The sequence below is a fragment of the Pseudomonas sp. B21-059 genome (assembly GCF_026016285.1).
In the GTDB taxonomy this organism is placed as follows: domain Bacteria; phylum Pseudomonadota; class Gammaproteobacteria; order Pseudomonadales; family Pseudomonadaceae; genus Aquipseudomonas; species Aquipseudomonas danubii.
Window position 1 is genome coordinate 4050660 of sequence record NZ_CP087201.1, and the last position, 26993, is coordinate 4077652.

A 26993-nucleotide genomic window follows, 5' to 3' on the forward strand; every position below is an offset into this window, starting at 1 on the left:
AAGAGTGGATCACGGCCCACAGCGGCGTGTTCACAGGCTGAGCAGGCGGCTGACCCAGGCGTCGATCCGCCCCTGGGCCCGCGCCCGACCGGCAGCCGCTGTCGACTCGGCCCCCGCCGCTGCGGTCAATTGCTGCGCCGCTGCAGCCACCTGGCGGCGAAAATCCGCGGCATCGCCGCGCCAGGTCACCACCCGATGCAGCAGCTGTAGCTGGGCGGCACGCGCCGCATTGCTGGTCTGCTCGGGCTGATCGCTGAGCACCAGGATGATCGGCCGCTGATAGACCCGAGCGATGGACAGTGCCGCCATGCCCGGCGCTGACACTATCAGCCGGGCCTGGGCGGCGCGGCTGGCCCAGTGCGGGTCGACCCCGAGCCAGCCATGGCGCCCGGCATAGCCCTCGCCCACCCGATGCGCGTCCAGGCCGGCGTCCTCCAGGCCCGCACCCAAGGCATCGGCCAGGCTGGGCTCGCTGAAATGCGGATTGAGGTACACCGCAGCCCCGGGGGCCGCAGGTTCCGGCATCACCGCCGCCAGGGCCACCGGAGTCGGCAGGCGATACAGCAACGGCGCCTGGGCGTCGTCCACTTCATAGGCGAAATCATGCTCGATGCGGGCTCGCGCCGCGTTGATCTGGCGGTCGACAATCCAACCGAACAACCGCCCGAACTGCCGCGGCCACATGCCCGCGAAATTGTTCAGCAGTGCCACCTTGAGGCTCGCGCCGTACACGTGCACGACCTTGCGTCGCCATCCCGGCAGCATGCCCATGTACAGCAGCGCCGGATGGAAGGAGTCGTTGATCACCAGATCCACACTGCGCAACCTGCGCCCCAGACGCAGAATGTCCCGCAGCATCCGCCCGGGACGAAACAGGTAATGGGCGACATTGCGATTGGTGGCTTGGCGCAGCATGTTCTGCTCGCTGTCGAACTGCACCGCATAGTGCGTGGACAGCAGCTCGGCCTCGATGCCGAAGCGTTGCAGAAAGTGCTGCCCCTGCTCCGAGGTCGTCAGCACCTCGACCTGGGCCCCCGCCTCGCGCAGGGCATGCACCAGCAACTGCGCACGCATCAGGTGGCCACGGGCATCGGCGGTCGCCAGATAAAGAATCCGTTTACTCATCGGGCCGCGCTGCCCACACCGCCCAGGACCCAACCGGCGACGTACATGGCCAGGGCACCGGTCACGCCGAAACTGACATCCACTGCGCGAATGTCCTTGAGCAACAGGTCCAGGTGTACAAACTCATGGGGCGCGACGATGCGGCGCAAGGTGTTCTCGCACAAGCGCACGTGGGCCTTCTCGTCGGTCAGGACCCGCGACAGCAACGGATACAGCTCATGCCCGGTGCCGATCACCGCACAGTGGCGGCTCAATACCCGCTGGGCCATCTGCTCGGCACAGAGCCCGGTGGCGTAGGCCGGCACCAGCAGGCCATGCTCGAAATGTGCCGCATAGCGATGGGCCAGGCGCTGCCAGCGGCGGATCTTGCGCCGGCTGAGCCAGTCCGGTTCCAGGCGCACCGAGCCGTCGTCGCCCAGGCCGCGCAAAGCGTCGGCAAACAGCGTCACATGGCGACGCTCATCGGCCAGGTGCTGTTGTACCTGACGCTCAAGCCAGGGCGGCGACTGGGGGAGCAAGTCTTCCAGCAGCGTGCGCTCGGTGGCGTCTTCGCCGGCCAGGTACATGCGCAACAACAAGCGCTCCCCGTGGGGGCTACGGTGCAGGCGTCGCAGCGCAGCGCGCTTGATGCGATCCACCAGGCGCGCCTGCACCGCCCCCAGGCCCTGGGCCTGAGGCATGCTCAGGCAGCTGAAGTCCGCCTCGGTGGCGACTGCTTCACCCCCACTCATTGCGCAGGCTGCGGGGCAGTGGCGGATACCGTGGCTACCTGCTGGCTGCGATGCCAGGCCAGGATCAGGCCGATAAAGCTGTCACGCATAAAGGCCGTTCCGGACGCCCCGGCATTGGCAAAGGGTTGTTCATGGCCGTTGTAACGCAGGTAGCCCTTGCCGTTGACCGCCCCCAACTCGAGGACGTCGCGCTTGTTCAGGCCGCGTTGGCGTACCTCCTTGAGCAGAGGACTGTCTTCGAGGCCGAACACGAACAATTGGCGCTGAACCACCCACAACGGAATCTGGCCGCTCAGGGCCTGCAGGTTAAGGTTCCAGGTGCCCGTTGCCAGCAACGCATCCAGTTCGCCAGTGCCCGGTTGCGCCGCGGTGAAGCTGGCACGCATCACCGACTTGGACAGTCGTCCGACACCCAGGCCGATGGTGATGTCGTCGGCCGCCGGGTTCTGAGCATCGCTGGGACGCACGACCACGAAGTAGCTGGCCACTCGTGCGGCGATTGACGGCTGTGCCAGGACCTTGCGCGCCTGCTCGGCGGTGAACAGCACACGCTCGCCGGCGCCTTCACGGACGCTGATCTGATAGGGGTCGAGGACGATGTCGCGGAACTTGCCGCGCACGGGCGAGTGCACATAGGTGTCGGACTTCCACTTCGTGCCCGAGCGCCGCAACAGCACCTGCAGGCTCAGCGGCACGCGCTGGCCATCGGCGGCGATGCCACTGCCGTGCAGCAGCACGTCGCCGATCACCGTCTTGCTGTCATGGTGGTCGTCAGCGCCAATCACGATGGCGTGGGTTTGCGGGTCGACGCTGGCCTGGGCATCTGCCACATCCAGGGCAATCCGGTTGCAGTCGCGGTCGGTGCTGCGGGTGACGGTCGCGCAGCCACTGTCCGAGGCGAAGTGAAACACCCCGCGACCACTGAACTCGGAAGGCGCGGCATTGGCCTGGCCGCTCAAAGCCAGCAATGCCAGGCAGGCCAGGGAGTAGCCGAATGAAGCGAGCGAAGGTGTTTTCATGGGGAAGTCCTGTGGGCACGCAGCCTGCGTGCGACGATACGGCGCGACGGGGGTCAATCCAGGTTGCGGTGATACGACAAGGCTTCACTGTGAGCGGCGCTGCGGCGCCCGACACTGATGCCCATGCCACGCACCACAGCGCCGGCGGTGTCGAGCAACGACATGCCGATGACCACCAGCATCGCCCCAAGACGTCGGAGCCCGCGCAAGGGCGGCAAGTCCTGATGGTTGAGGGCCCGCAGGCTGTAGCCGAGGCGCCCGAGCATCACGCACAGAGGGCCGATCGGACCACTGCGCCCAAGCCATTGCAGCCAGCCCGGCATATAGGCACGGACCAGATAGGGGGTCAGGCCGACGCTGTCACCGCCCCTGAGCCAGCGCAGCTTGAGCACTTCGCCCTGGCTGTCGGGCAGTCGATGCTCGGTATGGGCGCCTGGCGCATAGACCACCGCCACGCCCGCCGCTTGCAAGCGCAGGCCCATGACCTGGCAATGGGCGCGATAGATGCCATCGAGCGGCTCATAGCGATATTGCTCGAAGGTGTCACAGCGAAAGGCCACGTTGTTGGCGTAGAAATTACGCGTGGCGCCGCGGCGCAAGGGGCTGGGGAAGTACATGAAGTCGATGGCGGTCAGGGCACTGCCGGCGACGCTGGGCGCATAACTGGTACGCCCGGCAACCGCCAATGGCGCGTCGTCCTCGGCGAAAGGCACGAGCAACTGCTCCAGCCAATGGCTACAGGGAATGCAATCGGCATCAGCAAAGACCACGTACTGGCAGCGCCCCTGGTCGACCGCGTCGAAACCGACATTCTTGGCATCGTAGTAACCGGTGAGGGTATCGATCTCGACGAAGTCCAGCTCTCGTCCGGCCAGTGCACACAGGGCCTGGCGCGCCACAGGATCGAGGCCATCGTGGGTGATGACCCACTGGGCCAAGCTCTGGGGTGGCAGGCTCTGCAGGGCAAGGCGTGCGATCAGCCGCTTGAGGCTGTTCAAGGCCTCCTGTGCATCCTTGCCGCCACGCAGGTTGTTGGTCTCCAACACCAGCGCGGTATGGGCTGCGATACCCACCAGGCGCTCGCGCCTATCGCTGCCGGGAGGCAGCTGCGACGTCCTGGTTGTCATTGCTTGGCTATCCATTTCACTGAATCTCTGAAAAAAGCGCGGCCACCCGGGGGCGCGACGGGCGCAATCACAGCATTATTCCCGAGATTATTCAAACGCCAAGTGCGCCCCGTGTGATGGCCAACGCAGTCGCTTGCCCCCGCTGCGATTCGAGGCCCCGGATTCTTCAGGAGCACCATTGAAGTGCCCCCCACATAGCCGCTGGAATCTGTCCTGATGGAGCGATTGGATAAGGTATTCTTCGGCACGAATCAGCTATCACTACTCTCGGACACGTTCGAGCGGGCGGAGTCCATGGGCATGAAACAGCATCACCCCGAAGTCTTTCACAAGATCACCATCCTCCTGAAACAGGACGATGACGGTTACCCACCCGTCGCTGCCGAATCCCTTTGGGGCATCAAACAAGGCGAAACGACCTACATCGTCGACAACACGCCCTATTACATTTATGGACTCAGCAAAGGCGACCTGATTGATACGCGACAGGAAAACAACGAGCTGATCGCTACCGTCGTTATTCAACAAGGAGGCCACTCCACCCTCAGAGTCTTCGCTGAAAATGCACAGGACAAAGCCAACATCATCAAGACACTGCAACAGTTGGGTGCCCAGTGTTCAGTGAGTCATAGCCTGTCGCTCTTCTCGGTTGATATAGCGCCAGAGTGCCGCTTCGAACCTATAGACGCCTACCTTTGCTCGATCGCTGACGATGACCAGATTGCCTATGAAGACGCCTGCCTGCAGCATCACGGGATCGACTTCGCACGACAATCGCAATGCTCATCCCTGGCATCGTTACCACGCATGACCCATTGAGCGGTCAGCTCAGCAGAAGGCAAGCGCCACGGCACTCTATGGCCCGGCCTGAGAAGCCGTGACCGTGGCTCATCGATCAGCGCCAGCCCCCCTGCGCTCTTGAACACTTCGACGCCGTTACCCGGCTAACACGCCGCGCTTGCTTTGGGACCGCTCGCGATCAGGCTGGCGCCACACGCGGTCTTCATACCGTCAAGGGCCACTGCAATACCACCGACATCCAACAGGGCACTGCCTTCTGCAATAGGAAACACCCCTTTGCACAACGGGCACGCAACCTTGTGCCCGACACCCGCCATGGGTTTACCGTTCAAGTCGGTCTGGCTGAATGCCTCAATGACAGAACCGCCATGACTGGTACTGTCCCCAAGTCGAATAATGTCCATGTCCACTCCTTAGCGACCTTAAAGGTCATCCATCCAATTGTCCTTGGGCCTCAGCTCGGCCAGAAACTCTTCCAGCGTGTAGTCCTCTTCCACAACCGGCCTCCGCGATGCGGCAGGAGCAACTGGTGCAGGGTTTACCGGGGCGCCGTCGTCACTACTGGCGGTCTGCGGCATCAACCTCACACCAAAATACTGATTAGCCGGTTTTTTTCCCGGTGTCGGCGAGGTGATGGCAATAATCGTCGCCTGATCTTGACGGCGCATGGGCACGACCACGCTGGTATCGGCGTTCAAATAACTGGCCATAGTGGCCAAAGCGATCCCCACGAACGGCGAGGCGGCGCCGGTATCGCCCAGGCGCTGGGTCAGGTCGTAGCCCTCGCGGGAGTCGAGCAGGTCCAGAGAGCTGCGAGCAGCCGTCAGCGCAGGAAGCAATTCGGCCAGTGGCGTGCTGTTCAGGCCGCCGTCGTAGAACACCCGGGCTGCTGGTGTAACGGCATCAGTGGCTTTGCTCCAGCCAGCGGCCAGTTGAGCGGTCAAGGCTTCGCGCTTGAGGCGCTCGCCGTTATCCGGGCGCTGCAGGGAAACCGTGACCGGGCGATGAATCCGGGCCAGTACTGGCAAGGCGTCCCACTGTTCAAAAGCGCGCTCGGTCCAAGGTTGCGGGATGAATTCCGAAGGTTGGAATTCGAAAGCAGGTTTACGCCAGCCCCAACCGGTGAATTCGGGGTCGATCTTGTTCTTGTTGACCTTGGTGAAGGGAGCGTAATAGCGCAGCCACTCGACACGTTCGGGGCGACCGACGACTAGGGCGACCATTGAGTCGGTGAGCTCCCCAGGTTGACGAGGGCCGGTTCCAAGTCCTATTGGCTTATTGCCTTTCGTTGTCAATGACAACGCCATGTTGAAGCCTTCATTGACGTACACCAGCAGCGCCGGGAGGTCTGGGTGCTGTTCGAATAGTTGGAACAGGGACTCCATGACGCCCTCGGGGGTGTCGTTGCAGACAATGCCGTCCTGTAAGTTACGAATACGATGCCAATGTAGTCCAGCAGGGGTTCGCATGTCGTTGACCATCACAGATAAACTCTCTTGAGTTTCTTCGGGCGTAAAGCGTAGTTTGGGGGCTTTTGAGTCCCAACCTCGAACCACAGTGACGGTAGGAATCGGCCATTTCTCCAGAAAGTCCCTGAGCCCTAACTCAAGTGCATCGGCTTCACGTTTTTCAGAGGCCGTGTCTTTGTCGTCAGCAGTGACTGGGTACTTATTTGGATCCATGGGCAAGATACTGCCTACGTGCAGTGACTCCGTTTGCTTCGCACTCTGCTCTTGCAAAGCCTGCCAGGTCTGCCCTTGACGAAATACATCCAGGCTTATGCCGATGCTGAGCACATCCAGGGTTTCTAGACGAGGTGAGGTAGTCGGTGCTTGGTAGCGAGTATCAGCAGACATATCAGCGGTCTTCTTGGTTAGAGGGTAGGCAGGCACGGGCGTCGCTGGGTTGGCAAAACAGCGGGTCAGCGTTAATGGAGATTGCGCGGCCAACGTTGAAAAACTGACCAGCAGCAGGCAGGCAATGCTCAAACTGGTAAATATCGAGCGCATCAGATTACTTCGCCTCCCTGGCGAATAGGCTTGCCAGCTTTTCGCTCCGCCAAGGTCTGCGAGAACACCAAAGAGGGCATGTCGTTCACGACCGTGGTTGGTAGCGTGCCAGTTGTGCGGTACGTCACTGTAGAGACGATCAGATCGCGGTCTTTATCGGTCTCCGCTCGAAGGAAGGTCTGTACAGCTTCGTCTGGAAGATCATTATCTAAATCTGAATCAGCCTGTGCCCTTCCTTTGGCCCGCTTGCTCCTCCAATCCAACCGCCAATCCGCCACCCGACACAAATACGCATAAAACGTCACATCATCCACGCTCTCCCCCGCCCCTATCGCCACGTCATACGCCAGCACTCGCCGGCTATGTTCAGGGTTGTTTGGAATGGCCGAGTGGAAAGACAGCGCCTCTTCGTGCTCCTTGTCCTTGCCGCCACTTTGCAAGCGCATGCGTGCCTCGTAGGGAGTTTCCGAACGCGTCACCAGCACCTTGCCGTCATCGGTCGCTCGGGCGGCAAACACGTGGGTGGTTTCAGATATCTCCTTGCCTTCGTTGAGGGCCTTTTGAACGCTGCCAATGTCGCGTCCGTGCTTGAAGGCGACGGCCTCGTCGATCGCCTCCAGCCGGGTGTGCCGGGTGCTTTCGGGGTCCAGGCTTTATTGCTGATCGCAATCGCGGCGTCGATGGGCGCCAGTTTGTCCTTGATCTGATAGACACCGCTGTTGGAGTCCGCTCCCGGCATGACCACTGTGCCATCGGCGTCAAAGTTGGTTTCAACGGGCACTGGCAATAACGGTGCGGTCAGCATCACCGACTTCCCTTGCTCAAGGGAGGCGCGGGCCACGGACATCTGCTGCAGGCAAGGCAGACCGGTGTCTTCCCAGGTGTCCTCCCCCTGAAGCAGCAATGGGTAGGCATGGGGCGGCGTGTGCAAACCGATCAGTTCCTTTTCGCCACCGCGCTTGCGCAGGGTAAAGATTCGCTGGTGGAAACTCAGCGGTAAGGTCCGGCGCAGGGGCTTGCCATACAGCTGCTCGTCAACGCCCTGCCAGCCGATTCCCTGGACGTTGGCCAGGCCAACGGTCTGGTCCTGCGGGGTGAAATACAGGTAGACACTGCCTCGGTTATCGCGCTCGTTGAAGGCAATGCGCTTGGCGTCAATCGTGGTTTCGCAGGCGCTGCCACCGCTCCAGCCAGGCCCGCCAATAGCGCCATAACCCTGGCAGTTCTTGAGGGCAATACTCGTCAAGGCCGGGTACGGATTGGGCGCTGCGGCAATGAACTTCAGGATCGCGTCAAGGGTCGCCAGGCGGGCCTCGGCCGTCTGCTGCGCGCCGAAGCCCTGAAGCTTCTCCATGTTGGGTTCGCGCAGGCTGTAGGGCGAGTTGATCATCACCACGCCGTCGGCCGGCCGCACCTTGTCTTCATTGAGAAAGGCATGGGCCAATAACGTGATGAGCGTGCCTTGGCTGTGGCCCACCACATTCACCGTGTCGTTGGGGTAGCGCTTGCGGATGATCCTGATCAGCATCGCCAGACGCATCGCCGCCAGCACCATATAGCGGCGTCCAGGCGCGGAGAACAATGGGTGAGTCAGCTCTCCGGCAAACAGATCCAGGGAAATGAAACCAAACAGCTTGCCGTTGAAACCCTTGCCCCACATGTCCGGCAGGTTGGTGGTGGCATTGACGAAGTGCCCACCCTCCAGGGTGCCCGCCTTGTCCAGGCGGTTTCTGTTGCGATCCATCCACTCGCCGTGGGGCGCATCCTTGATGATGTGCCGCTCTTCCTCGCGAAAGCCCCAGTAGAACGGAATGACCACGCTGCGGGCGTCGGTGCCGTTGGACGCCGCGGCGAACTTGCGTCGGTAGTACACCGCGTCGGGGTTGCTGGCCTTGCCCTCATCGTCCTCGGGCAAGCTGTAGCCGGCCGGACGCAGAAAGCCCGGATTGCTCACGCCATTGGGCAGGGTCGGCGACATGTCCAGGCGCTCGTTGAGCCCCTCGCACAGGCCGCGCTCGATGCGCTCGTAGCAGCCGGCAAGGTCGTTGACGCCATGCACCACGATGGTCACGCAGGGCTTGGGCGGCGGCGCGATCAGGTGTACGTCGCCACCGCCCGGCATAGTGATTGCCTGGCCGGTGCAAATGGTCCTGGTGCGAAGCGCGTCGTTCATCGTGCAGTTCCTCCTTGATGGCATCGATAGCGAGCTTCCAGGCCTCGCCACGGGGTTACATCCAATCAATATCAGCGGCGAGACTTACGCTCTTCGGCATTTCTTCGAGCCAGGCAGAGCGTCGGATCCTGGATTTGCCACACGCCGTCGTCTTCTATCACGCAAAACTCCAAGAAGGTGCTAGAGACCGTCTGTTTGTGCCAGCGACTGCGCTCATTGAAGTAAATACCAAGGTTGTAACTGCCTCCCGGCTGCAACGCTTCGGGGTTCATCGTTCTGACAACCGCACCTGGGTAGTCCCCTAACAACACTATTCGGGATTGAATCCACCCATCAGGAAGATCAATGTCCCATAGCGTTTCGTAACACTTGCTGGCGGTCCGACGGCAGAGAAATACATGAGTGATTTCTAGATTTTTGGTGTTGGCCAACAAAAGTCCAAGGTCTGCCACTGGGCGCCCGAGTTCCATCATCACGGGAATATCCGGAGGACGCTTGGACACGGCCTCTGCTACTGATGGCATGAACAACGCAACACACAACGCAGCCCGTATCGAGTACCTCATGATTCAGTACCCAAGCGAAAAATTGTCCAGCACTCGATGAAACTGCGCCTGTGCCTCGATGTATCCCAAATCCGGGCCCTGGTAGTAGTCACGCACATGTCGCCTTGCTGCTCGTTGTTGAACTTCTTGAGCGCTTGCCCTGATAGCCACACCGTTCATTGGCGCGTTCCTTGTTGTTCGGCGATTCTTCGGGCTCGGCAATCTTTCCGGGATAGGACTTGCAAGGCGCCCGTTTTTCTTTCCAGACAAAACTCGGTAACCGTGTTGTCAACGGTCTGCTGATGCCGTCGGCTCCGCTCGTTAAAGTTAATAAAAAGGTTGTAACTGCCTCCTGGTTGTAAAGCCTCCTTTCTGAGCACTCTTACGATGGCTCCCGAATAGTCGCCAAGCAAAGTGATTTCCGGCTGCTGCCAGCCAGCAGGAAGATCAATGTCCCATATCGTTTCAGCGCAGCGCAGCGCAGTAAGGCGACAGAGAAACACATGTGTAATCTCTACATTGTTGGTTCCAGCCAGCAAGGGCCGAAGATCAACAACAGGCTGGTTATCCTTGATCAATACAGGGGTTGCTGGCGGCATTTTGGAAATGGCATGGACAGGCGTTGTAATCAGGACCGTTGTCATGAGTAAAAGAGATAATTGTTTTTTCATGACTTAGTACCCTGCCGGAAAGTTTTTTAATGTGGATGCAAATTTGGCTATCGGCTCAGCTGTCCCTTTAATCATTGCCATAAAGTAGTCGCGGACGATGTCGCCTTGCTGCTCGATATTGAAGTCTTTGAGAGTTTTTCCTGGCTCTAGGTGGTAAGCGTATTGATTGCTTACCAAAAATTGTTTTACCTGTTGATAGGCACCCACTAACAGTACGTTCACTCCGTGTTGGTGTTGCCAGACATGAGTCATTTCGTGAATGAAGAATCCCTGTGATTCCGGCTCCTCAAGGCTCCAGTCGGAAACGCCACGCAAGCTTTCTCCAAAGTAAATATGCCCATTGGGTGAAATGGCATAAGTTGCCCCCTGCCACGGCACATAGTCCTCATCACGCAAGCGCACCTTGTCGTAATCGATAGAGTCGCCAAACACACGTTTCGCCAGAGTGATTTCTCCCTCCGTCAGGGCCCGCCCTTTTTCACTATCCGGTTCGGAGAAAACCTTTGCCACGAGAGCGACCGCTCCCACTGCTGCAGCGGCCGTAACCAGCGGCTTGCTCGAACGCTTCATGCTCACCTTGGCAATACTCATGGCATCTTTCTGCAGCAGCTGCGTTGCGCCTTGCGCATCGGTCACGCCTTCGACGATTTCGCCATTGGCCAGGGTGATCGTGTAGGGCACGTTGGGCATGGCCGACTGACCATCGATCTGTTTGAGCATGAAGCGCCGCTGGGTATCGCCCACGTTGAAGTTCGGCAACTGCGCCGCAAGACTGGCCCCGCCCACGAGGCTGTGCTTGGCCGCCTTGACCGTAAAATTCCCCGGCATGCCCAGCTCGATATTGCCGCCCTTGAGCGTCAGGTAGGCCCCGCCGCACATCAGGGTGATGTGCTCCTTGGCAGACACCAGCACGTGCTGCTGGCCCGCGCTGACCTCCACACTCTGATCCGCCTCCAGGCGAATGCTGTTCTGTTGCGCCTGCAGCAGCATCGGCCCCTGGTGGGTGATGTGGCGCATCTCGCCGCTCTGGGCGAACAGGCCCAGGTCGCTACCGGCATTGACCACGAATTTCTGTCCCGAGGTGAGCTGCTGATTCTGCTGGGCGACGCTGTCGATATGCTCGCCCGCCGCCAGGGTGACGCTCTTGGGCGATACCGCGGCGATGCCCGCCTGGCCACTCAGGGCAATGGCCGGGTTGCCGCCGTTGCTCTGCTGCGACTCGTCGTTGGCGCCATGCCCCAGGTCGCGCACCGCTTCGCTGAGGGTTTTCTGTGGCTCGGTGTCGTGCCCGACGCCTTGATGGTCTTCGGCATAGTCGCCCAGCCCCTTGGCCAGTTGCAGCGCGGCTTCCAGCACCTGGATGGCGGCGCCACGCTGCAGTTGCCCGGCATTGGCCTGCAGTTGCGCTTCGGTGCTGAGCAGCAGCCCTTTGGCCGCGCGCAAGGCGCCGTGCTCGTCGGTGCGCAGTTCAAAGCCTTCGCCACGGGGTGCGCCCCCTTCAGGCCGGGGATGGGTCAGGTACCCCAGGTGCAAGGCGCTGCTGCCGTGGTCGCTCATCAAGGCCGCACTGATCTGCTGGGTGGTGTCATCGATGCGCAGTTCGTTGGCCCGGCTGCCCTTGTGTTCCTTGCTCTTGAGGGTGTTGAGCGTCTTGTGATCCGGCAGGCGGTAGGGCGGCATGTGGCTGGCCCGGTAGGTGCGTCCGGTGATGATCGGCTGGTCACAGTCGCCATCCAGGTAGTCGACTATGACTTCCTGGCCAATGCGCGGGATTGCCATATGGCCCCACTGCGCCCCCGCCCAGTTCTGTGAGACCCGGACCCAGCAGGAGCTGAAGCCGTTGTGCTTGCCCTCGCGGTCCCAGGGGAACTGAATTTTCACCCGGCCATATTCGTCAGTGTGGATTTCCTCGCCTTCCGGGCCTACCACTGTGGCTATCTGCGGGCCGTCAATGACCGGCTTGGGCAGTGGTCTCGGGCGCCATTCGCAGTCCTCGGCAATGATCTGGGCGCTGAAGTCGTAACTCACGCCCATCTCGGCACCGGCAGCCTCCTCTTGCTGGCTGGCGTGCTGTATCCCTTTGTGGATGATGCGCACCGAGCGCCACCAGCGGTTGAAGTCACCCCGTGGGTGCCCGGTCAGTTGGAAGGAAAACCCAGGAATCAACCGCGGATCATCCCCTTCCACCGTCGCCACCCGGGCATCGCGACGATGGCCCAACAGGCGGTTTTGGGTGAAGGGTTGGCCGACGGCGCTGCTCTTGTAGCGGCCTGGGTAATCGTAGCGCTCATAGCGCTGGGCCTGATGCTCAAGGTCATCGCCGAGCTGTCGCTGCTGCTGGTCGAAGGCCGGGCGCTTGAAGCTGTAGTCACGCTGCGTCTGCTCGGCGGTACGCACGTTTTCCGTGTAGCTGAAGGCGTACAGCACCGGTTGCGGGGCATCCCCGGCCGGTTGGGTGGAGTACAGCACCGGCCCGCCCTGGATGCGCTCCTGGACGTACAACTTGTCACCCTGGACCAGGGTGTGGGCGTTGGCATCGTGTTTGAAGAAATAGAACAGGCCTTCCTCGGTGGACAGGCGGTCGAACAGATAGAGGTCGGTATCACCGGCCTGGACGCAGTATTCACGCGGCGCATGCGGGGTGTGGATGTAGGGCTGGTAATCAAGAACGCCGTGCTCGTCCAACACCGACTTGAGGATCTCGGGCACCGTTTTCTGCTGAAAAATACGCCAGTCGGAGCTCAGGGCAAGGCGTGCCAGTTGCGGCTCCACCAGCAGGCGGTAACGGGTGCGGCGAAACCCGGTTTTACCCTGGGTGAAGCTGCTGACCAAGCCGTGGACATGCCGCACCTGCAGGCCGCCCTGCCAGATCGTCAGCAAGGCCGGCTGGTCGAGGATCTGGCCAAAATCGATGGCACCGTTGTCGCTGGCCAGTTCGAGCGTCAGGCGAAAAGGCTCGGACAAGGCTTCTTCCAGGGTGAACTCGACGACCTCGAACGCCACCTGTGCGGTCAGCACGGAAAACGTGAACTGCAAATCCCTTTGGCGCATGACACACATCTCCACTTAGAGAACCATTGGCCTTCCGAGCCCGACGAAAAAGACCGGAACCCTCCCCACTCACGGGCTATCTTCTGCATCGCGACATCCAGCGCGATATCCAGGACGGTTGCGCGCCCAGCGCCTCACGCAGTGCCTGAAGGCCGCCGCTACGTTCCTCCACATTGAAGGCCAACGCCGCTCGCAGGGCGGGCCAGCAATGCCCCGGAAGATGCTTGGGCGCCTGCAGGGTGCGCTCCAGTCGCTGATCACGCGCCTGGGTCGACGGCAAGCCTCGGAAGGGATGCTTGCCAGAGGCCAGTTCAAAGATCACGCAAGCAACGGCATACAGATCGGCAGCGGCCGACAAGGCACCGCCCTCCAGCAATTCGGGGGCAGCGTAGCCCGGCGTCCAGGCATTGAAGCGACTGCGGCTCAAGTGAGGCAGGCCAGGCAAGACACCTACCTCGGCCTGACCCAGGCCGAAGTCGAACAGGCGCACGCCCTCTTCACCGAGCATCACGTTGCTCGGTTTCAGATCCCCATGCAGCACGCCGCGCCCGTGGCTGTAAGCCAGGGCGTCAAGCAGCGGCACGGCCACCTCCTGCAAGGCTGTCCACGGCAGGCCCGTCGGGTGCTCGCAGAGCAGCTTGTCCAGCGTCAGCCCGCGCATCAGCTCCATGGTGATGAACGCACAGTGACATTGGGCATCCACTTCAAAGCTGTGCAAACGCACGATGTTCGGGTGGCGCAAGCGGCGCGTCAGGGCAAACTCGCTATACAGCACCAGGCCCGCATCCGGCGACTCGGAAAACTCCTCGCTCAACACCTTGAGGGCGATGTAGGGGTCGGGGTCGCCAAACTGTTCATGCAGCAGGTCGCGCGCGCGATAAACCGTGCCCATGCCTCCAGCACCGAGCAGCCGCTCAAGACGATAGCGACCCGCCAGCAATCGCGGCAGCGTACCTACCGGCGCAGTTTGCGCAGGTTTGGCTTTGCCACGCTTTCGCGCCCGGCTGCGGCCCTTGCCCCTGGGACGCGCCACGGCAGGCGCAGCAGGTGGGGGTTTGACGAAGGCGAAATAGGTCAGGTCGCCGGCCTCAGCCTCACCGGCCAGGATGCGCTGCATATCGGGCTTCATATCCGTCATTGGCGGATCACCACGGCCGTCAGGTTGTCTCTGGCTGCGCCGCGCAATGCCCCTTCAAACAGGCGCTCCAGGGCAATCCGTGGCGACGCAAGGCTCAGCGCCCGGCCCAAGGCATCTCCGCTAAGTCCTTGGTAAAGACCATCGCTGCACAGCAGAAAAACATCGCCCGCATGGACCTCGAACTCCAGCACATCCAGGGCCAACCGCTCGCTGGCGCCCACCGCACGAGTCAGGGCATTGGCGTCGGGATGAGCACTGGCCTGCTCCGGGCTCATCCGCTGCTCGTCCACCAATTGCTGCCTCAGCGAGTGATCCTTGGACAGTTGATACAGGCACTGCCCACGCCACAGATAACAGCGGCTGTCGCCCGCCCAGATACAGGCCGCGCGGTTGCCTTGCAGCAACAGCGCCACCACGGTGCTGCCAACAATGCTGTCTTGGCGCCCCACACTGACCGTCAACTCCTGGCCAAGGCGCCGGTTGAGCCAGTGCAGGCATTGGCGCAAGTCATTGAGCCGCCCCTCGAAACTGTCATGCAGCGACAGCTCCGCCAGGCTGGCGACAATCAGCTGGCTGGCAACATCTCCGCACTGGTGACCGCCCATGCCATCGGCGACCACCCAGAGCCCCTGCTCCGGGCTATCGAGAAAGGCATCTTCATTGCGCAGCCGCACCTTGCCCGGGTCGGTCCGTGCGGCGCTGCGCCAGGTGCCGGCAACCGACATCAGAGCTGCGCCGGCATACGGAATGAGCGCAGCACGCCCATGTCGAACGGATTCGGCGTGCGCTGGCTCAGCAGCAGATAGTTGGCACGCAAGCCACCCAGCTCAGCCTTGAGTACCAGCACATCACGACCGGTCAGGTATTCGGTCTGCATCAGGTCGAGCAGACGGAACAACGACCAGGGCCCGGTGTTCTTCTCGATACCGATGGGCCGGCCGACCATCTTGTCCAACACCAGGCTGGCACGCCCTTCTTCAGCATCGGTGGGCCACTTGAAGGACATCGGCACAATAGGGCCATGCCGGTATTCCAGTTGCCGGTTGCCAAAACGGAACTCGGCACGACTCACCGCAGGGTCGAGGGTGTAGGGCTCAAGCCTGAACTGCACCTGGGGCTCGGCCGGGTTCTCGGCGAAGAATCCCTGGCGAATCACTTGCGCGGCGACCATCTGCTCAAGGTACGCCTTGTTGATCGGCAGGCTTTGGCCGTCGATGCTGCGCAAGCGGTAGCTACCCGGATCACCACTGACGAAAGGTCGTATGTAAGTGTCGAAGAAGCGCTCGGCGATGCCCTGAGCCTTGAAGAACTCGCGAAAATCGTTGATGGCCACATCGCTGGTGCTATGGGCATTGAACGGATAGCGCTTGCGGATCGCCTTACCGTAGAAACTGTACAGCTCGCTCTGGTATCGCTGGTTGAGGTACTGGTACGAATCATTGAGCACCAGGCGCCAGGCGTCCTCGGCCAGCGTGTTGAACCACAGGCTCACCGGACGCGGCAGGCGCACCGAGGCATTGCGCAGGCTGCTCAGGGCATCGCGCTGGCCGCTCATGCGCGCCTTGGCCATTTCAAAGGCAGCCTGATCAGGCTGGCTGGCCCGCGCCAGGCTGGACAACTGCAGCTGCAGGTCGTTGATTGCCAGCAACGCCGGGGTCAGGTCCGCCGCCGGGCCGTTGTTGTCGTCCAGCAAGCGGTGCAGCGGTTCGAAGCGACGTTGCAGCGCCTTCTTCGCCGTATCCGGCAGACTCTTGGCCAGGGCCTGGCGGGCCTTACCTGCGACAGCGGCCAGCCCCTCGCCCTGCGCACCCGGCGCTGCATCCCCGGCCTTGCCTGCCTGCGCCGTCTCGTCGGCAGGCTCCAGCACGCTCTGGAAGCGGGTGTTCTCCCGGATCTCCACCAGCAATTGCAAGAGCGGCGAGTTGGCCGCGGTCAGACTGGCCAGTTGTTCGGCCCCATCGCCAGCATCGTTGAACGGCGGCAGGCTGACCCGACCCAGGGCTTCGCTCCAGTGGTTGGCGTAGTCGCGAAAGTACAGTTGCTCCAGCTCGACCATCAGCCGACGCAGATCCATGCCACTGATTCCCGAACCTTCGCCCAGCACCCAGTTGTCACGCAGGATATCGGTGACCAGCGCCGTGCCCTGGATCGAAAAATACTGCTGATAACCCTGCTGGGTATAAAAACCCGGGATCACATAGTCAGTGCCGACAAACAGATTGCCTTGTGGCCCCAGGTGCTGGCTCAAACGGTATTGCGGCAAGCTGCGAGCCTGCTCGCGCAGCACTCGGTAGACCACGTTGGCCAACGATTCGCTGCGCAACACCTGACGGGCCTGGCTCACCAGAGCCTCGTTGAGCGGATAGCTGAATGGCAATTGGAGCAGGCGTTCGAAGTGTCCATTCAGACCGTTCTGCAAGGCGCTGTTGCCGGCGTAGCGGCTCGACCATTCTCGCGCCACCCAGTCCTTGAGCAAGGACGGATCACGGCGATCCTGCAGGTTCAGCATCAGATACGCGCGCAAGCTGTTGAGCAGGCGTTCGCGATCGCGCATGTTGGCGCGAACCTGCCCTTCGAGCATCTGCGCAACCCTTGGCAACAGTTGCTCCTGCAACTCACGCTCATAGGCACGCAAGAGCACCGGACGACTGACATCGCCTTGATACAGCCCGACACGCTCATGCAGCGCCACCTCGCCCCCGGGCGCAAAGACCTGGGTGGCCGCATAACGAGTGTCGAGGGGTTTGAGCAGGGCCTGCGCGTCATCCCGCGCACTCAAGGCCGCGCGTTGCTCACTCCAGCTCTGCGCCAGTGAACGCAGTTGCTCCAGGCGCCCGTGGTTGGCCGAGAAGCTCCCGGCCCACAGCATGCCAAACACCGCCAGGGCCGCCAGGGCGCCCACGTACAGGGCGCGCTGGCCCCAGTGAATGCGTCGGCGCTCGCGTTGGTCCAGGCCGGCCAAATCGGCCTCGGGAAAAATCACCCGGCTCAACAGGTGATGAATAAAGCGCGAGCGACCGCCGCGCAGGGTCGGCAGGACGGCAGCCGACATGCCCAGGGTCGCGCCGATACTGGCCGTGTCTTGATCGAGCTGTTCGATCAGGTGCGGCGCACTGGTCAGGTAGAAGCCCCGCAGCTGGCTGGGCCGCTGATAGCGGTTGCCGGTGAATGCCATGTCGACGAACAGGCACAAGCGCTCTCCGATCTGTCCCAATTGGTGTGGGAAGTCGAGAATGCGCCCACGCCGCTGGGTGTCTCGCTCCTGATGCATGCGCATGATCACCTGGCTGTTCAAGCGCCGCAGCAACTCCTCGAACTCCTGGCGAAGAACTGCCACATCGGTGCCGCTTTGTTCCTTGCCAAAGCTGGCGCCGAGTACCTGATCGCTTTCCTCACGGCTCATGTGATCAAAGAACTCGTCAAACCCCGCCAGTTGGTCGGCCTTGCTGAGCACCAGGTAGACCGGGACATCGACATGCAATTTCTGATGAACATCCTGCAAGCGCATACGCACCTGCTGCGCCAGAGTCTCCAGTTCCTGCTCGTCGGCGCTCAGCAGTGCCGCTACCGGAACCGTCACCAGCACACCATTGAGCGGGCGGCCACGACGTCGCTTGCGCAACAGACCCAGCAAGGTGTTCCAGGCACTGGCGTCGACGTCGGCGGCGCCTTGGCTCAGGTAGCGGCCGGCCGTGTCGATCAGCACGCCATGTTCGGCGAAGTACCAGTCGCAGTGACGGGTGCCGCTGGTGTCGCGGGTCAGCTTGCGGCCCATTTTGTTGAGTGGAAACTCCAGGCCCGAAAAGTCCAGCAGGCTGGTCTTGCCGCTGCCTTGTGGACCGAGCAGCAGGTACCAGGGCAGGTCACTGCGCCAACGCTCGCTGCGACCGCGGTACAGGCTTGAGGTCTTGAGGGTGCGCAGCGCGTCCTTGAAGCGCTCATGGAGCTCTTTGTGCTCTTGGTCGATCAACTCGTCGCGCTGCATGCGCTCTTGTCCGGCCTCGCTGTCCTCGACGGCTTTCTTGCGGACACCGGCGCGCCAGCTGACAAAGACCATCGCCAGGCCCCAGATCAGGAACAACGCACTGATGGTCAGCAGACGCGAGGTTGCGCTGGCCCAGAACTTGTTGTCGTTGACGGCCAGTAGCGGCCCGACGAACCACACCAGCAATGCCACACTCAGCACCAACAGCAGCGTCCAGACCCAGGTCTGACGCAGCAAGGCGCCGGCTTTCTTGAAGAAGTTTTTCATCACACGTCCCTGTCTTACTGCTGGGGCTGGACCACCACCGGGTCAAGCGGTTGATACGTCTGCAACAGGCTTTCGCGCTGCTGGCCCAGCACCCAGGCAAACCCCGAGTACATCACCAGCAGGCAAACCACGGTGAACAGCGCAACCATCCACCCCGGCACAATGCGCACCAGGCTGCGACGCTGATCGCCGAGCCCTTCCCAATGTGGCGACAGCTCACGAGGCACATCGCCACGCAGCTGGCGGATCTGCCGGTACAAGGCGTCGCGAATCCCCTCAAGCTCGAGCACGCCGCGGGGAATGACCCGGTACTTGCCCTCGAACCCCAACGACAGGCACAGGTACATCAGCTCCAGCATCGGCAGATGCTTGACCGGGTTCTTCGACAGCCGATCCAGCAGTTGGAAGAACTTTTCGCCGCCGAAGGTTTCGTTGTGAAAGCTGCTGAGCAGACTCATTTGCGACCACTGGCTTTCATTGCCCCAAGAGGTGCTCACCACCGCCTCGTCGACTACGGTGCACAGCACATAGCGGGCGGCCATCACCTGGCTGCTCAGCGCACCGTCCTGCAGGGCTCGCGCGTCGAACTGCCTGAGGCCGGCACTCAGGCGCGTATTGAGTGCACGCAAGTCTTCAGCCGCCTCGCTGTGCTTGAGGCGAACCACTTCCGACAGCAGGTCGGACGCCGCCGCCACGAGCGGGTTGAGGCTGACGCTGAAGGATTGCGCAGGGCCCAGGCGTGCGGCATAGATCATCCGTTCCTCTAACTGCTCGAAACGCGGGGGATCGGCGAAGTCGGTCAGCGGGTTGCGCGCCGGGCCATGCCCAAGGCGGTCAAGCAAAACGGTTTTATCGTCCTGAGGGTGTTCCAGATCCTTGATCATGTCGTTCAGTTCCTGATGGCCCAGAATTTCAGTTCAAGCTCGGCGAACTCACCGGAGACGTGGAAGGCGAAACCGCCCGAACGCTCCAGTTGCGCCAAGTCCTCGGGACTGAGGTCGAGGATGAAATAGGTCTTGTTGGAGTGGAATGCGATCTGTCGCGGCGCCACCGGCAAGGGCCGGACCTTGATCCCCGGCAGATGCAGGTTGACCAGTTGCCGAATGCTTTCCACCGGCCCGACCTTGAGGTGCGACGGCAAGCGATGACGCAGTTCTTCAGAGTCGCAGTTGGCACTGGCCGCAAGCACGAACGAGGCCGACTCCAACAGCTTGTGATCATGCAGCGGCGACACCAGCACCCCGTACTGACGGGCCTGCAGCACCAGTTCGATGGCGTGCTGCTCAAGCACCATCGACAGTACCTGGCGAATGGCGTCCATCAGTTTGCGAAAGCTCGCCCCCTGGTCGCTGTGCTGATAGCGGCTGTCCAGCCGAGGGCGCTTGCTGTCACTGGCGAAAGTCGCCAGCTCCCCGAGCATGACCAGCAGCGAGCGATAGAGCTCCTCCGGATGGACATGTTCAAGATCCAGGTAATGGCGCAACAGCAGTTCGGTGCGGTTGATCAGTTGCAGCATCATGAAGTCGCCCACCTCGGCACCACCGACCTTGCCGTTGGAGCGAATCCGCTCGGCGATGGTGTCCCCCCGATGACTGAGCATGCTGATGATCTCTTTCAGGCACGAAAGCAGATAGGTGCTGGCATGGGTGTGCAGGAAGGTCGGCACGAAATCCGGATCGAGGCTGATCACGCCATCGGAGGTGGCATCCAGCACTTCACAGACTTTCAACTTCACGTAGGCCTGCCCGCTCTGCTGCTCGCCCAGGAGCAGACGGAAGTCCGGACGGGCACAGCTGAGCTGGCTGCTGGAATCATCACCGGCGTTGGAGTCGGCGATTTCCGCCTCGTAGACGATGTAGCGCGCCAGCACATCGGATTGCTCTGCGCGCCGCGCTTCGATGTGGTTGCCCGTGACCAGCGGCAAAGCCAGGTAGACCGGGGTGCTCCCCGTGTTGGGCGGTACATCCAGGGCCAGTGGCTCGGTATCGTCCCCCAGCTCGAACAGGCTGCCGTCCGGCAAGATACCGGAGGCCCGGCTGATCACCAGCTTGCCCATGTTGAGAAACTGCAGATCGATCTCCAGCGCCAGAAATCCCCAACTGTAACTACCCAGCAGCTGGGTACGGGTTTTCATCTGGTAATCGTAGTAACGATCGTTGTGCTGGAAATGCTGAGGCCGCAGCAACATGCCTTCCTGCCAAATGATTTTATGCACGTTCATCAATTGTCATCCGCTTGGGTGGACACATCGTTGCTGTTGCGGATGCCGGACTGGTCGAGGATCAGGCCGACCTCGGTCACCTCCTGCGGGGTGAGCTGCACCACATAACGCCACTGGCTTTCCGGCAAATCACGATAAGCCGCAAGCACGCCGACGAAACGGCTCCCGTCCTCGACCCGCAACTTGAATTCGAGGCTTTCCCCCGGACGCAACTCCAGCTCTTCACTGGCCACCAGATCCGGTGCCAGGGACTCCCTGGCGCGCTCGTAGAGACTGAAGAAGTCGGCGTTCTCGAACGCGACGGGATGCTTGAGTTCCATCAACCGCACCACGATCGGCGACGCACGCCCATTGAGGTCGGGGTTGAGCCGGTCGCTGGCACTGAGCTTCAGGTTCAGCTTGGTCAGGGTCGAATACGGCGACATCGATGCGCAGCCGGTCAACAGCGCCAAGGCCATGAGCAGCATCAGGACCTTGAGTAATGGGTGGGTACGGCGAGACATGCAGGTCATCCTTGATCATCGAGGTGGAGGGTGGAGATCAGGCGGATCTGCTCTTCATAGGCCTGAGCAAAATCCCGCGCCAGCAGGCGCTCGTTCCAGTCGTCGTCCTGACACAGCGCCTGGTGATAGCGGCGGTACGCTCGCCAGCGGCTACCGGAAGTCGCCAGCAACGGTTGCTGGCCATCGCGCTCGAAACGTAGCGTCAGCTGTTGCGGCGAAAAGTGTTCGAGGGTGCTACGCACTGCGGCGCGGCTGGCGCTGAGCAGCGCCACCTGGTGCGCCTGCAGGTCGCGAAAAGCGCGGGAAATCGCCTGCTCGGCAGACAATTGCCCTGGCTTGTGGTCCAGCAGCAGGATGCCCAGTAGCGCTTCGCAATCCACGGCGAACTTGAGCGGGTTCTGACTGTTGCCTTGGGCCGAGGTGAGGGCCAGGCGCAACTCGTTTTTCAGCTCGCTACGGGTTCGCAAGCTCTGCTGCAAGCCCCCCATGCTCTGCTTGAACAGCCCCGCGACATTGACTGCCAAGGCCTCGCGCTGATCGTTATCGAGCGCCTGCAGATCCACCCCCAGGACCGCGCCAAAACGCGCCCAGAAAGCCTCACTTTGGCAGGCCGGCGCCTTGGGCTCGGGTAGCGCCTGCGGCTCGGGGGGGGCCACCAGTTCCGGGACCAACAGGCATTCCCTATCGATGCGGGCATAGTCAGCTCGCTGCCCAGGCTCCTGGTGTGGCACATCAAGCGCGCTCAGCTCGTCAAGCTCTGCCCCACTGTGTTCCTGCTGGTCCAATGCGTTGAGCGGGTCGAGGTCTATGAATGCGTTATCCGGAATGATGCTGCCGGCCGCTTGTGGACGACCGGCTTCAACGGCGAAGGCCTCCGGGGCTTGCACCAGGCGTGCACGGATCTCGAAATCCCCCAGCAGGTAGACACTGCCCTGCTCGATACGCTGGGCTTGGCCCTTGCGCAGACGCGCGCCACTGCCAAGGTCCTGAATACCGTTGCTGCTGGTATCGGTGAGGAAAAACTGGCCATCGCGATAGCTGACCAGCGCATGATGGTTGGACAGATGACGGTTGCTATCCGGAATCTGCCACTCGCAATCCCCTGCCCGGCCGATGGTGCCACCCGCCCGCCTGAAAGTTTTGCTGCTCAAGTCCGCCGGCACGAATTGCTTGGCATTGAGCACTTCAAAAACCAGTTCCATGATGCTGCTCCTTGCGCTCACTTGCCGCGATTGACCGCCTGCGGATCACCCAGCGGGCGATAGGTGTCATCGTTGAATTTGTAATTGCCGCTGCAGGCGCCGAGGCCGACCACAACAACCAGGGTCAAGAGGACGGCTTGCCAGTGACGAACAGACATCAGAAGGTCTCCATAGGTAGACAGTGCACAAAACGCCCTCCCTTGCAGGCGCGCCCAGAAGTACGAAAAACCAGCCAAGGCTGCATGCCTCGCTAGACCACAAAGTCGTCAAGATTGATGTTCAGGCGCCCCAGGCGGTACAGCAGCGTGCGACGGGGCAATCCCAGCTCCCGGGCCGCCAGGGTCTGATTGCCGTCGTTCTTGCGCAGGCAATCGAGCAACAGGTGGCGTTCGACTTTTTCCAACTGCTCGCGCAGGTTCAGCCCCGGCTCTTCGGGCATGACTTCAACGTTCAGGGAGAAATGCTCGGCCATCAGTTCACCGTCTTCACAGAGCAGCACTGCACGCTCCACCAGCCCCTTGAGCTCGCGCACGTTGCCTGGAAAGGCGTAACCGGACAGATGATTGAGGGCCGTCGGCGACCAGCTCACCGGGTCCTTTTGCAGGAAGGCACAGGCCTTGTCGGCGAAATGCCGGGCCAGGTCGAGAATGTCGCCTTCACGCTGTCGCAAAGCTGGCAACTCGATGGGGAACTGAGCCAGGCGGTAATACAGGTCCTCACGGAACTTGCCTTCGCCCACCAGCGCCGCCAGATCGCGGTGGGTGGCGGCGATGATGCGCACGTCGATGGTGTGCGTGTCGTTGGAGCCCAACGGGCGGATCTCGCCGTCCTGCAGGACCCGAAGCAGTTTGGCTTGCAGGGACAGCGGCATGTCGCCGATTTCGTCCAGCAACAGAGTGCCGCCATTGGCCGCATCAAACAGTCCGGGGCGATCGCGGTCAGCGCCCGTGAACGCACCCTTGCGATAACCGAACAACTCGCTTTCCAGCAGGTTTTCCGGAAACGCCGCGCAGTTCTGCACCACAAATGCCTGGGAACGACGCGGGCCGTAATCATGAATGGCACGCGCCACCACTTCCTTGCCGGTACCGGTTTCGCCACGCAGCAACACGGTGTAAGGGCTGTGCAGGACCTTGCTGATCAACTGATAGGCCTGGCGCATCGCCGGACTGGTGCCGATCAGGCCATAACCACTGGTGATGACCTCGGGGGGCAGAAGCGGCGCAGGCTCGCCCGCGGGCAGGCGCAAACGCTGGAGCAACGCCCATTGTCCAAGGACAAACGCCCCCAGTTGGCCCAACGACTGGGCAAAGGCTTGCAGGTCTTGCTGTTGCGGGCTGGCACACAACAGCAAGCCTTCGACAGCCTTGCGCGCGTTGACCAGCGGTACGCATAACAGTGACTGCCACGCAGCGCTGTGCACGGGCAGGAAGCTGGTGTCGTGGAGGCTGTGGTTCAGACCCACCAGGCTCACCACCCGGTTCTGGCACAGGGCAAACTGCAGTAGCTGCTCACCGCTGTAATCGCTCGGCAGGCTGATCACTTCCCGCGGTTGTAAAAGGCCGCCGAGGCATTCAGCGCGCAGTTGCAGGCAGCTATGGGTGGCATCGAGCAGATACAGCTGACTCAGTTCACAGCCAGTGAGCTGTGCTGCGCCTCGCACAAAGTCTTCAAGCAGCACAGCGCCTTCCACCGCCCGGGACAAAGCGGAAAATTGCGCCAGCAGTGCCTCTGCATAGGCCAGCGGCTGCGGCACCCGAGTGAACATGACGCCCACCTCAGGTGAACTCGCAGGCCACGCCACCGCTGCTATCGAGCGTTGCGTACACACGTTTGAGGTTCTCGCCGGTGGCCATGGCCGCCAGCAGGCGGTCGGCCACCAACGGCAGGACGTGCAGGTCGAGCAAGTAGTCGATCAGGCGTGCACCGCTTTCGCTCTGAGTACAGCGTTCGGCCAAGTGATCGACCAACGCCTGGCAGTGGCTGAACTCCAGCTGCCGAGCGTTCAGCCGCTCACCCAGTCGCGCCAACTTGATTTCGATCAGTTCACGCAGCACCGGGCCACTCACCGGGTAGTAAGGCACCACGCGCATACGTGCCAGCAGCGCCGGTTTGAAATGCTTGCTCAATACCGGACGGATCGTCTGCTCCAGGGTGTCGACACTCGGGCGCTCGCCGTTCTCGCATAGCGCGCTGATCCTCTCGCTGCCCAGGTTCGAGGTCATCAGTATCAGCGTGTTGCGAAAATCGATCTCACGCCCTTCGCCATCGTTGGCCACGCCCTTGTCGAAGATCTGATAGAACAGGTTGAGCACATCCGGATCGGCTTTCTCGACTTCATCGAGCAGCACCACGGAGTAGGGTTTTTGCCGCACCGCTTCGGTGAGCATGCCGCCTTCGCCATAGCCGACATAACCCGGCGGAGCGCCAATCAAGCGTGAAACGGTGTGTTTCTCCTGGAACTCGGACATGTTGATGGTGGTGATGAAACGCTCACCGCCATACAGCAGGTCTGCCAGGGCCAGGGCGGTTTCGGTCTTGCCCACACCGCTGGGGCCCACCAGGAGAAATACGCCGACTGGTGCGTCTGGTTTATTCAGGCCTGCGGCCACGGCACGCATCGAACGATCCAGAACCTGTACCGCCTGGTCCTGACCGCGAATACGGGCACTCAGGTCAGTGGCGAAACTCGCCACCTTGGCGTTGTGCTCACGGGCCAGTTGCGCCAGCGGTACGCCGGTCCAGGCGCTGATGACTTCAGCCACCAGGCGTGGACAGACCTCGAAGCTGACCAGCCGCTCCCGGGTTTGCGCATCGCTCAGGGCGCGATGGGTGTCGTTGAGTGCCGACTCCAGCTCCACCACGCCAGGCCCGGCTTGTACATCAGTCTCCCGGCCGGCATCCGGCGAGCCTTCGCTGTCTTGTGTCGAGCGCAGGGGGCTGGCGTCGCGGGCCCTGGCCAATTGCACACGTAACTGCAGCAGGCGCTCGGCCAATGTGCGTTGCTCATGCCAGAGTGTTTCCAGGGCCTGCTGTTGCTCCGCGGCATCGGCCAGCCGCGCTTCCAGGCTGTCCAGGACCTCCTGGTCGATCTTCAGTCCGGCTTCGGCATCGCGCCGCAGAGCCTGGCACTGACGCCGTCCCTCAGCACACTCGCCACGCAGACGCTCCAGACGCTCAGGCGCCGCTGCAAGGCTGATGCGAACCCGGGCACAGGCGGTGTCGAGGACATCGACGGCCTTGTCCGGCAACTGGCGCCCGGCGAGGTAGCGGGCCGAGAGCTCGGCGGCGGCCACCACTGCGTCATCACGCAGGTAGATACCGTGGCTCTTCTCATAGACCTGGGCCAGGCCTCGCAGAATGGTCACCGCCTCGGCAACGGTGGGTTCGTGCAATTGCACGGGTTGGAAACGCCGGGCCAGGGCCGGATCTTTCTCGAAGTATTTTTTGTATTCGCTCCAGGTGGTGGCCGCAATGGTCCGTAGCTCACCGCGGGCCAGGGCCGGCTTGAGCAGGTTGGCCGCATCGGAGCCTCCGGCATTGCCGCCCGCGCCGATCAGGGTATGAGCCTCATCGATGAACAGGATGATAGGTTTGGGCGAGGCTTTGACCTCGTCAATCACCCCTTTGAGGCGCCGCTCGAATTCACCTTTGACGCTGGCGCCCGCTTGCAGCAGCCCCATGTCCAGCGAGAGCAGCTCAATGTCCTTGAGCACGGGCGGTACTTCTCCGGCGGCGATGCGCGAGGCCAGGCCTTCGACGACCGCGGTTTTACCGACACCGGCCTCACCGACCACAATCGGGTTGTTCTTGCGGCGACGGGCGAGGATGTCGACCATCTGCCGGATCGCATCGTCGCGGCACAGCACCGGGTCGAGCTGGCCGTCTCGCGCCTGTTGGGTGAGGTTATGAGTGAAACGCTGCAACAGCGACTCCCCCGCTGCCGCCGGCCCGCCGCCGGAGGTTCGTTGCTGTTGTGACAGGGCAAAATCCTTCAGGCGTTCGATGTCCAGCTTCGCCAGCAACGGCTGGTAGCGACTGCCGGCATAACGCATCGGGTTGCGCAGCAAGGCCAGAATCAAGGCCGCCTGCTCGACCTGGCTTTGACCCAGTTCAAGATTGGCCACCAGCAATGCGTCCTGCAGCCACTGCACCAGTTCCGGAGCGAACACCGGGCTGCGCGAGCCGCTATCGCCGACTTGCGATTGCAGTGCCTCAATCAACTCGCCGGCCTCGACTTGCGCGTCCTGCAACGCCCGGGCAAGCAGACCCTGGGGACGCTCCAGCAAACCCAGCAGCAGGTCTTCGACCAGCACCTTGTTGCCGCCACGGGCGACGCAGCGCTCAGCGGAACGCTCCAGGTCGCGGCGGGTTTCAGCGTCCAGTGCCTGGATAAGTTGTTGCAGGTCTAGGTTGATCATGGGT

At 61.8% G+C, this 26993-nt stretch carries 20 protein-coding genes and 1 pseudogene; 1 reads left to right on the plus strand and 20 read right to left on the minus strand.

Annotation, left to right across the window (positions count from 1 at the left end; translation table 11 throughout):
• Window positions 1-30: 30 nt before the first annotated feature.
• From LOY69_RS17890 to LOY69_RS17905, 4 genes are read right to left on the minus strand one after another with little or no spacing between them, the layout of a single operon-like run.
• Window positions 31-1125 (minus strand): hypothetical protein, encoded by a 1095-nt coding sequence (locus LOY69_RS17890; RefSeq protein WP_265073335.1) that lies wholly within the window; start codon window positions 1123-1125, stop codon window positions 31-33.
• On the minus strand, window positions 1122-1856 hold the full coding sequence (locus LOY69_RS17895; RefSeq protein WP_265073336.1) for a diiron oxygenase: 735 nt from the start codon (window positions 1854-1856) through the stop codon (window positions 1122-1124). Before LOY69_RS17895 ends, LOY69_RS17890 begins: the two co-directional genes overlap by 4 nt.
• Window positions 1853-2875 (minus strand): hypothetical protein, encoded by a 1023-nt coding sequence (locus LOY69_RS17900; protein WP_170004638.1) that lies wholly within the window; start codon window positions 2873-2875, stop codon window positions 1853-1855. Before LOY69_RS17900 ends, LOY69_RS17895 begins: the two co-directional genes overlap by 4 nt.
• 53 nt (window positions 2876-2928) lie before the next feature.
• Complete coding sequence (locus tag LOY69_RS17905) at window positions 2929-4002, minus strand: glycosyltransferase (RefSeq protein ID WP_265073337.1); 1074 nt, start codon at window positions 4000-4002, stop codon at window positions 2929-2931.
• Window positions 4003-4218: 216 nt separating this feature from the next.
• Here LOY69_RS17905 and LOY69_RS17910 point away from each other — a divergent pair, with 216 nt between their 5' ends.
• Complete coding sequence (locus LOY69_RS17910; RefSeq protein WP_265073338.1) at window positions 4219-4821, plus strand: DUF4265 domain-containing protein; 603 nt, start codon at window positions 4219-4221, stop codon at window positions 4819-4821.
• A 125-nt stretch (window positions 4822-4946) separates the two neighbouring features.
• Here LOY69_RS17910 and LOY69_RS17915 read toward each other — a convergent pair whose 3' ends face one another.
• The 16 genes and pseudogenes from LOY69_RS17915 to tssH all read right to left on the minus strand — a co-directional run bounded on the left by LOY69_RS17915 (window position 4947) and on the right by tssH (window position 26989).
• Window positions 4947-5207 carry a PAAR domain-containing protein gene (locus LOY69_RS17915; protein WP_265073339.1) on the minus strand — a complete coding sequence of 87 codons (261 nt, stop codon included), beginning with the start codon at window positions 5205-5207 and terminating at the stop codon, window positions 4947-4949.
• Window positions 5208-5225: 18 nt separating this feature from the next.
• Window positions 5226-6812, minus strand: coding sequence for a DUF2875 family protein (locus LOY69_RS17920; RefSeq protein ID WP_320110040.1), 1587 nt, complete (start codon window positions 6810-6812; stop codon window positions 5226-5228).
• Window positions 6812-8985 (minus strand): annotated as a pseudogene (locus LOY69_RS17925) (DUF3274 domain-containing protein). Before LOY69_RS17925 ends, LOY69_RS17920 begins: the two are co-directional and overlap by 1 nt.
• 71 nt (window positions 8986-9056) lie before the next feature.
• Window positions 9057-9488 carry a hypothetical protein gene (locus LOY69_RS17930; protein ID WP_265073340.1) on the minus strand — a complete coding sequence of 144 codons (432 nt, stop codon included), beginning with the start codon at window positions 9486-9488 and terminating at the stop codon, window positions 9057-9059.
• A 218-nt stretch (window positions 9489-9706) separates the two neighbouring features.
• Window positions 9707-10201: a hypothetical protein gene (locus LOY69_RS17935; protein ID WP_265073341.1), complete on the minus strand. Its 495-nt coding sequence runs from the start codon at window positions 10199-10201 to the stop codon at window positions 9707-9709.
• 3 nt (window positions 10202-10204) lie between these two features.
• On the minus strand, window positions 10205-13252 hold the full coding sequence (locus LOY69_RS17940) for a type VI secretion system Vgr family protein (protein ID WP_265073342.1): 3048 nt from the start codon (window positions 13250-13252) through the stop codon (window positions 10205-10207).
• 76 nt (window positions 13253-13328) lie between these two features.
• Window positions 13329-14390 carry a serine/threonine-protein kinase gene (locus tag LOY69_RS17945; RefSeq protein ID WP_265073343.1) on the minus strand — a complete coding sequence of 354 codons (1062 nt, stop codon included), beginning with the start codon at window positions 14388-14390 and terminating at the stop codon, window positions 13329-13331.
• A complete protein-coding gene (locus LOY69_RS17950) occupies window positions 14387-15115 on the minus strand; it encodes a PP2C family protein-serine/threonine phosphatase (RefSeq protein WP_265073344.1) in 729 nt (242 codons plus the stop codon). The genes LOY69_RS17945 and LOY69_RS17950 overlap by 4 nt, the downstream gene beginning before the upstream one ends.
• Window positions 15115-18642 carry a type VI secretion system membrane subunit TssM gene (gene tssM, locus LOY69_RS17955; RefSeq protein ID WP_265073345.1) on the minus strand — a complete coding sequence of 1176 codons (3528 nt, stop codon included), beginning with the start codon at window positions 18640-18642 and terminating at the stop codon, window positions 15115-15117. The genes LOY69_RS17950 and tssM overlap by 1 nt, the downstream gene beginning before the upstream one ends.
• A 14-nt stretch (window positions 18643-18656) precedes the next feature.
• On the minus strand, window positions 18657-19526 hold the full coding sequence (gene icmH / locus LOY69_RS17960) for a type IVB secretion system protein IcmH/DotU (RefSeq protein ID WP_102881486.1): 870 nt from the start codon (window positions 19524-19526) through the stop codon (window positions 18657-18659).
• Window positions 19527-19531: 5 nt separating this feature from the next.
• Entirely contained in the window at window positions 19532-20863 is a 1332-nt protein-coding gene (gene tssK, locus LOY69_RS17965) for a type VI secretion system baseplate subunit TssK (protein WP_102864956.1), read from the minus strand.
• Entirely contained in the window at window positions 20863-21366 is a 504-nt protein-coding gene (tssJ, locus tag LOY69_RS17970; protein ID WP_110596737.1) for a type VI secretion system lipoprotein TssJ, read from the minus strand. The genes tssK and tssJ overlap by 1 nt, the downstream gene beginning before the upstream one ends.
• Before the next feature lie 5 nt (window positions 21367-21371).
• A complete protein-coding gene (gene tagH, locus LOY69_RS17975; protein WP_265073346.1) occupies window positions 21372-22568 on the minus strand; it encodes a type VI secretion system-associated FHA domain protein TagH in 1197 nt (398 codons plus the stop codon).
• A 17-nt stretch (window positions 22569-22585) separates the two neighbouring features.
• Window positions 22586-22726, minus strand: a complete 141-nt coding sequence (locus tag LOY69_RS17980) for a type VI secretion protein (RefSeq protein ID WP_102864953.1) — start codon at window positions 22724-22726, stop codon at window positions 22586-22588.
• 92 nt (window positions 22727-22818) lie between these two features.
• The gene (locus tag LOY69_RS17985; protein ID WP_110653591.1) at window positions 22819-24336 is read right to left on the minus strand and encodes a sigma 54-interacting transcriptional regulator; all 1518 of its coding nucleotides are present in this window, start codon (window positions 24334-24336) and stop codon (window positions 22819-22821) included.
• Between the two features lie 10 nt (window positions 24337-24346).
• Window positions 24347-26989, minus strand: coding sequence for a type VI secretion system ATPase TssH (gene tssH / locus LOY69_RS17990; RefSeq protein WP_265073347.1), 2643 nt, complete (start codon window positions 26987-26989; stop codon window positions 24347-24349).
• Window positions 26990-26993: the final 4 nt, after the last annotated feature.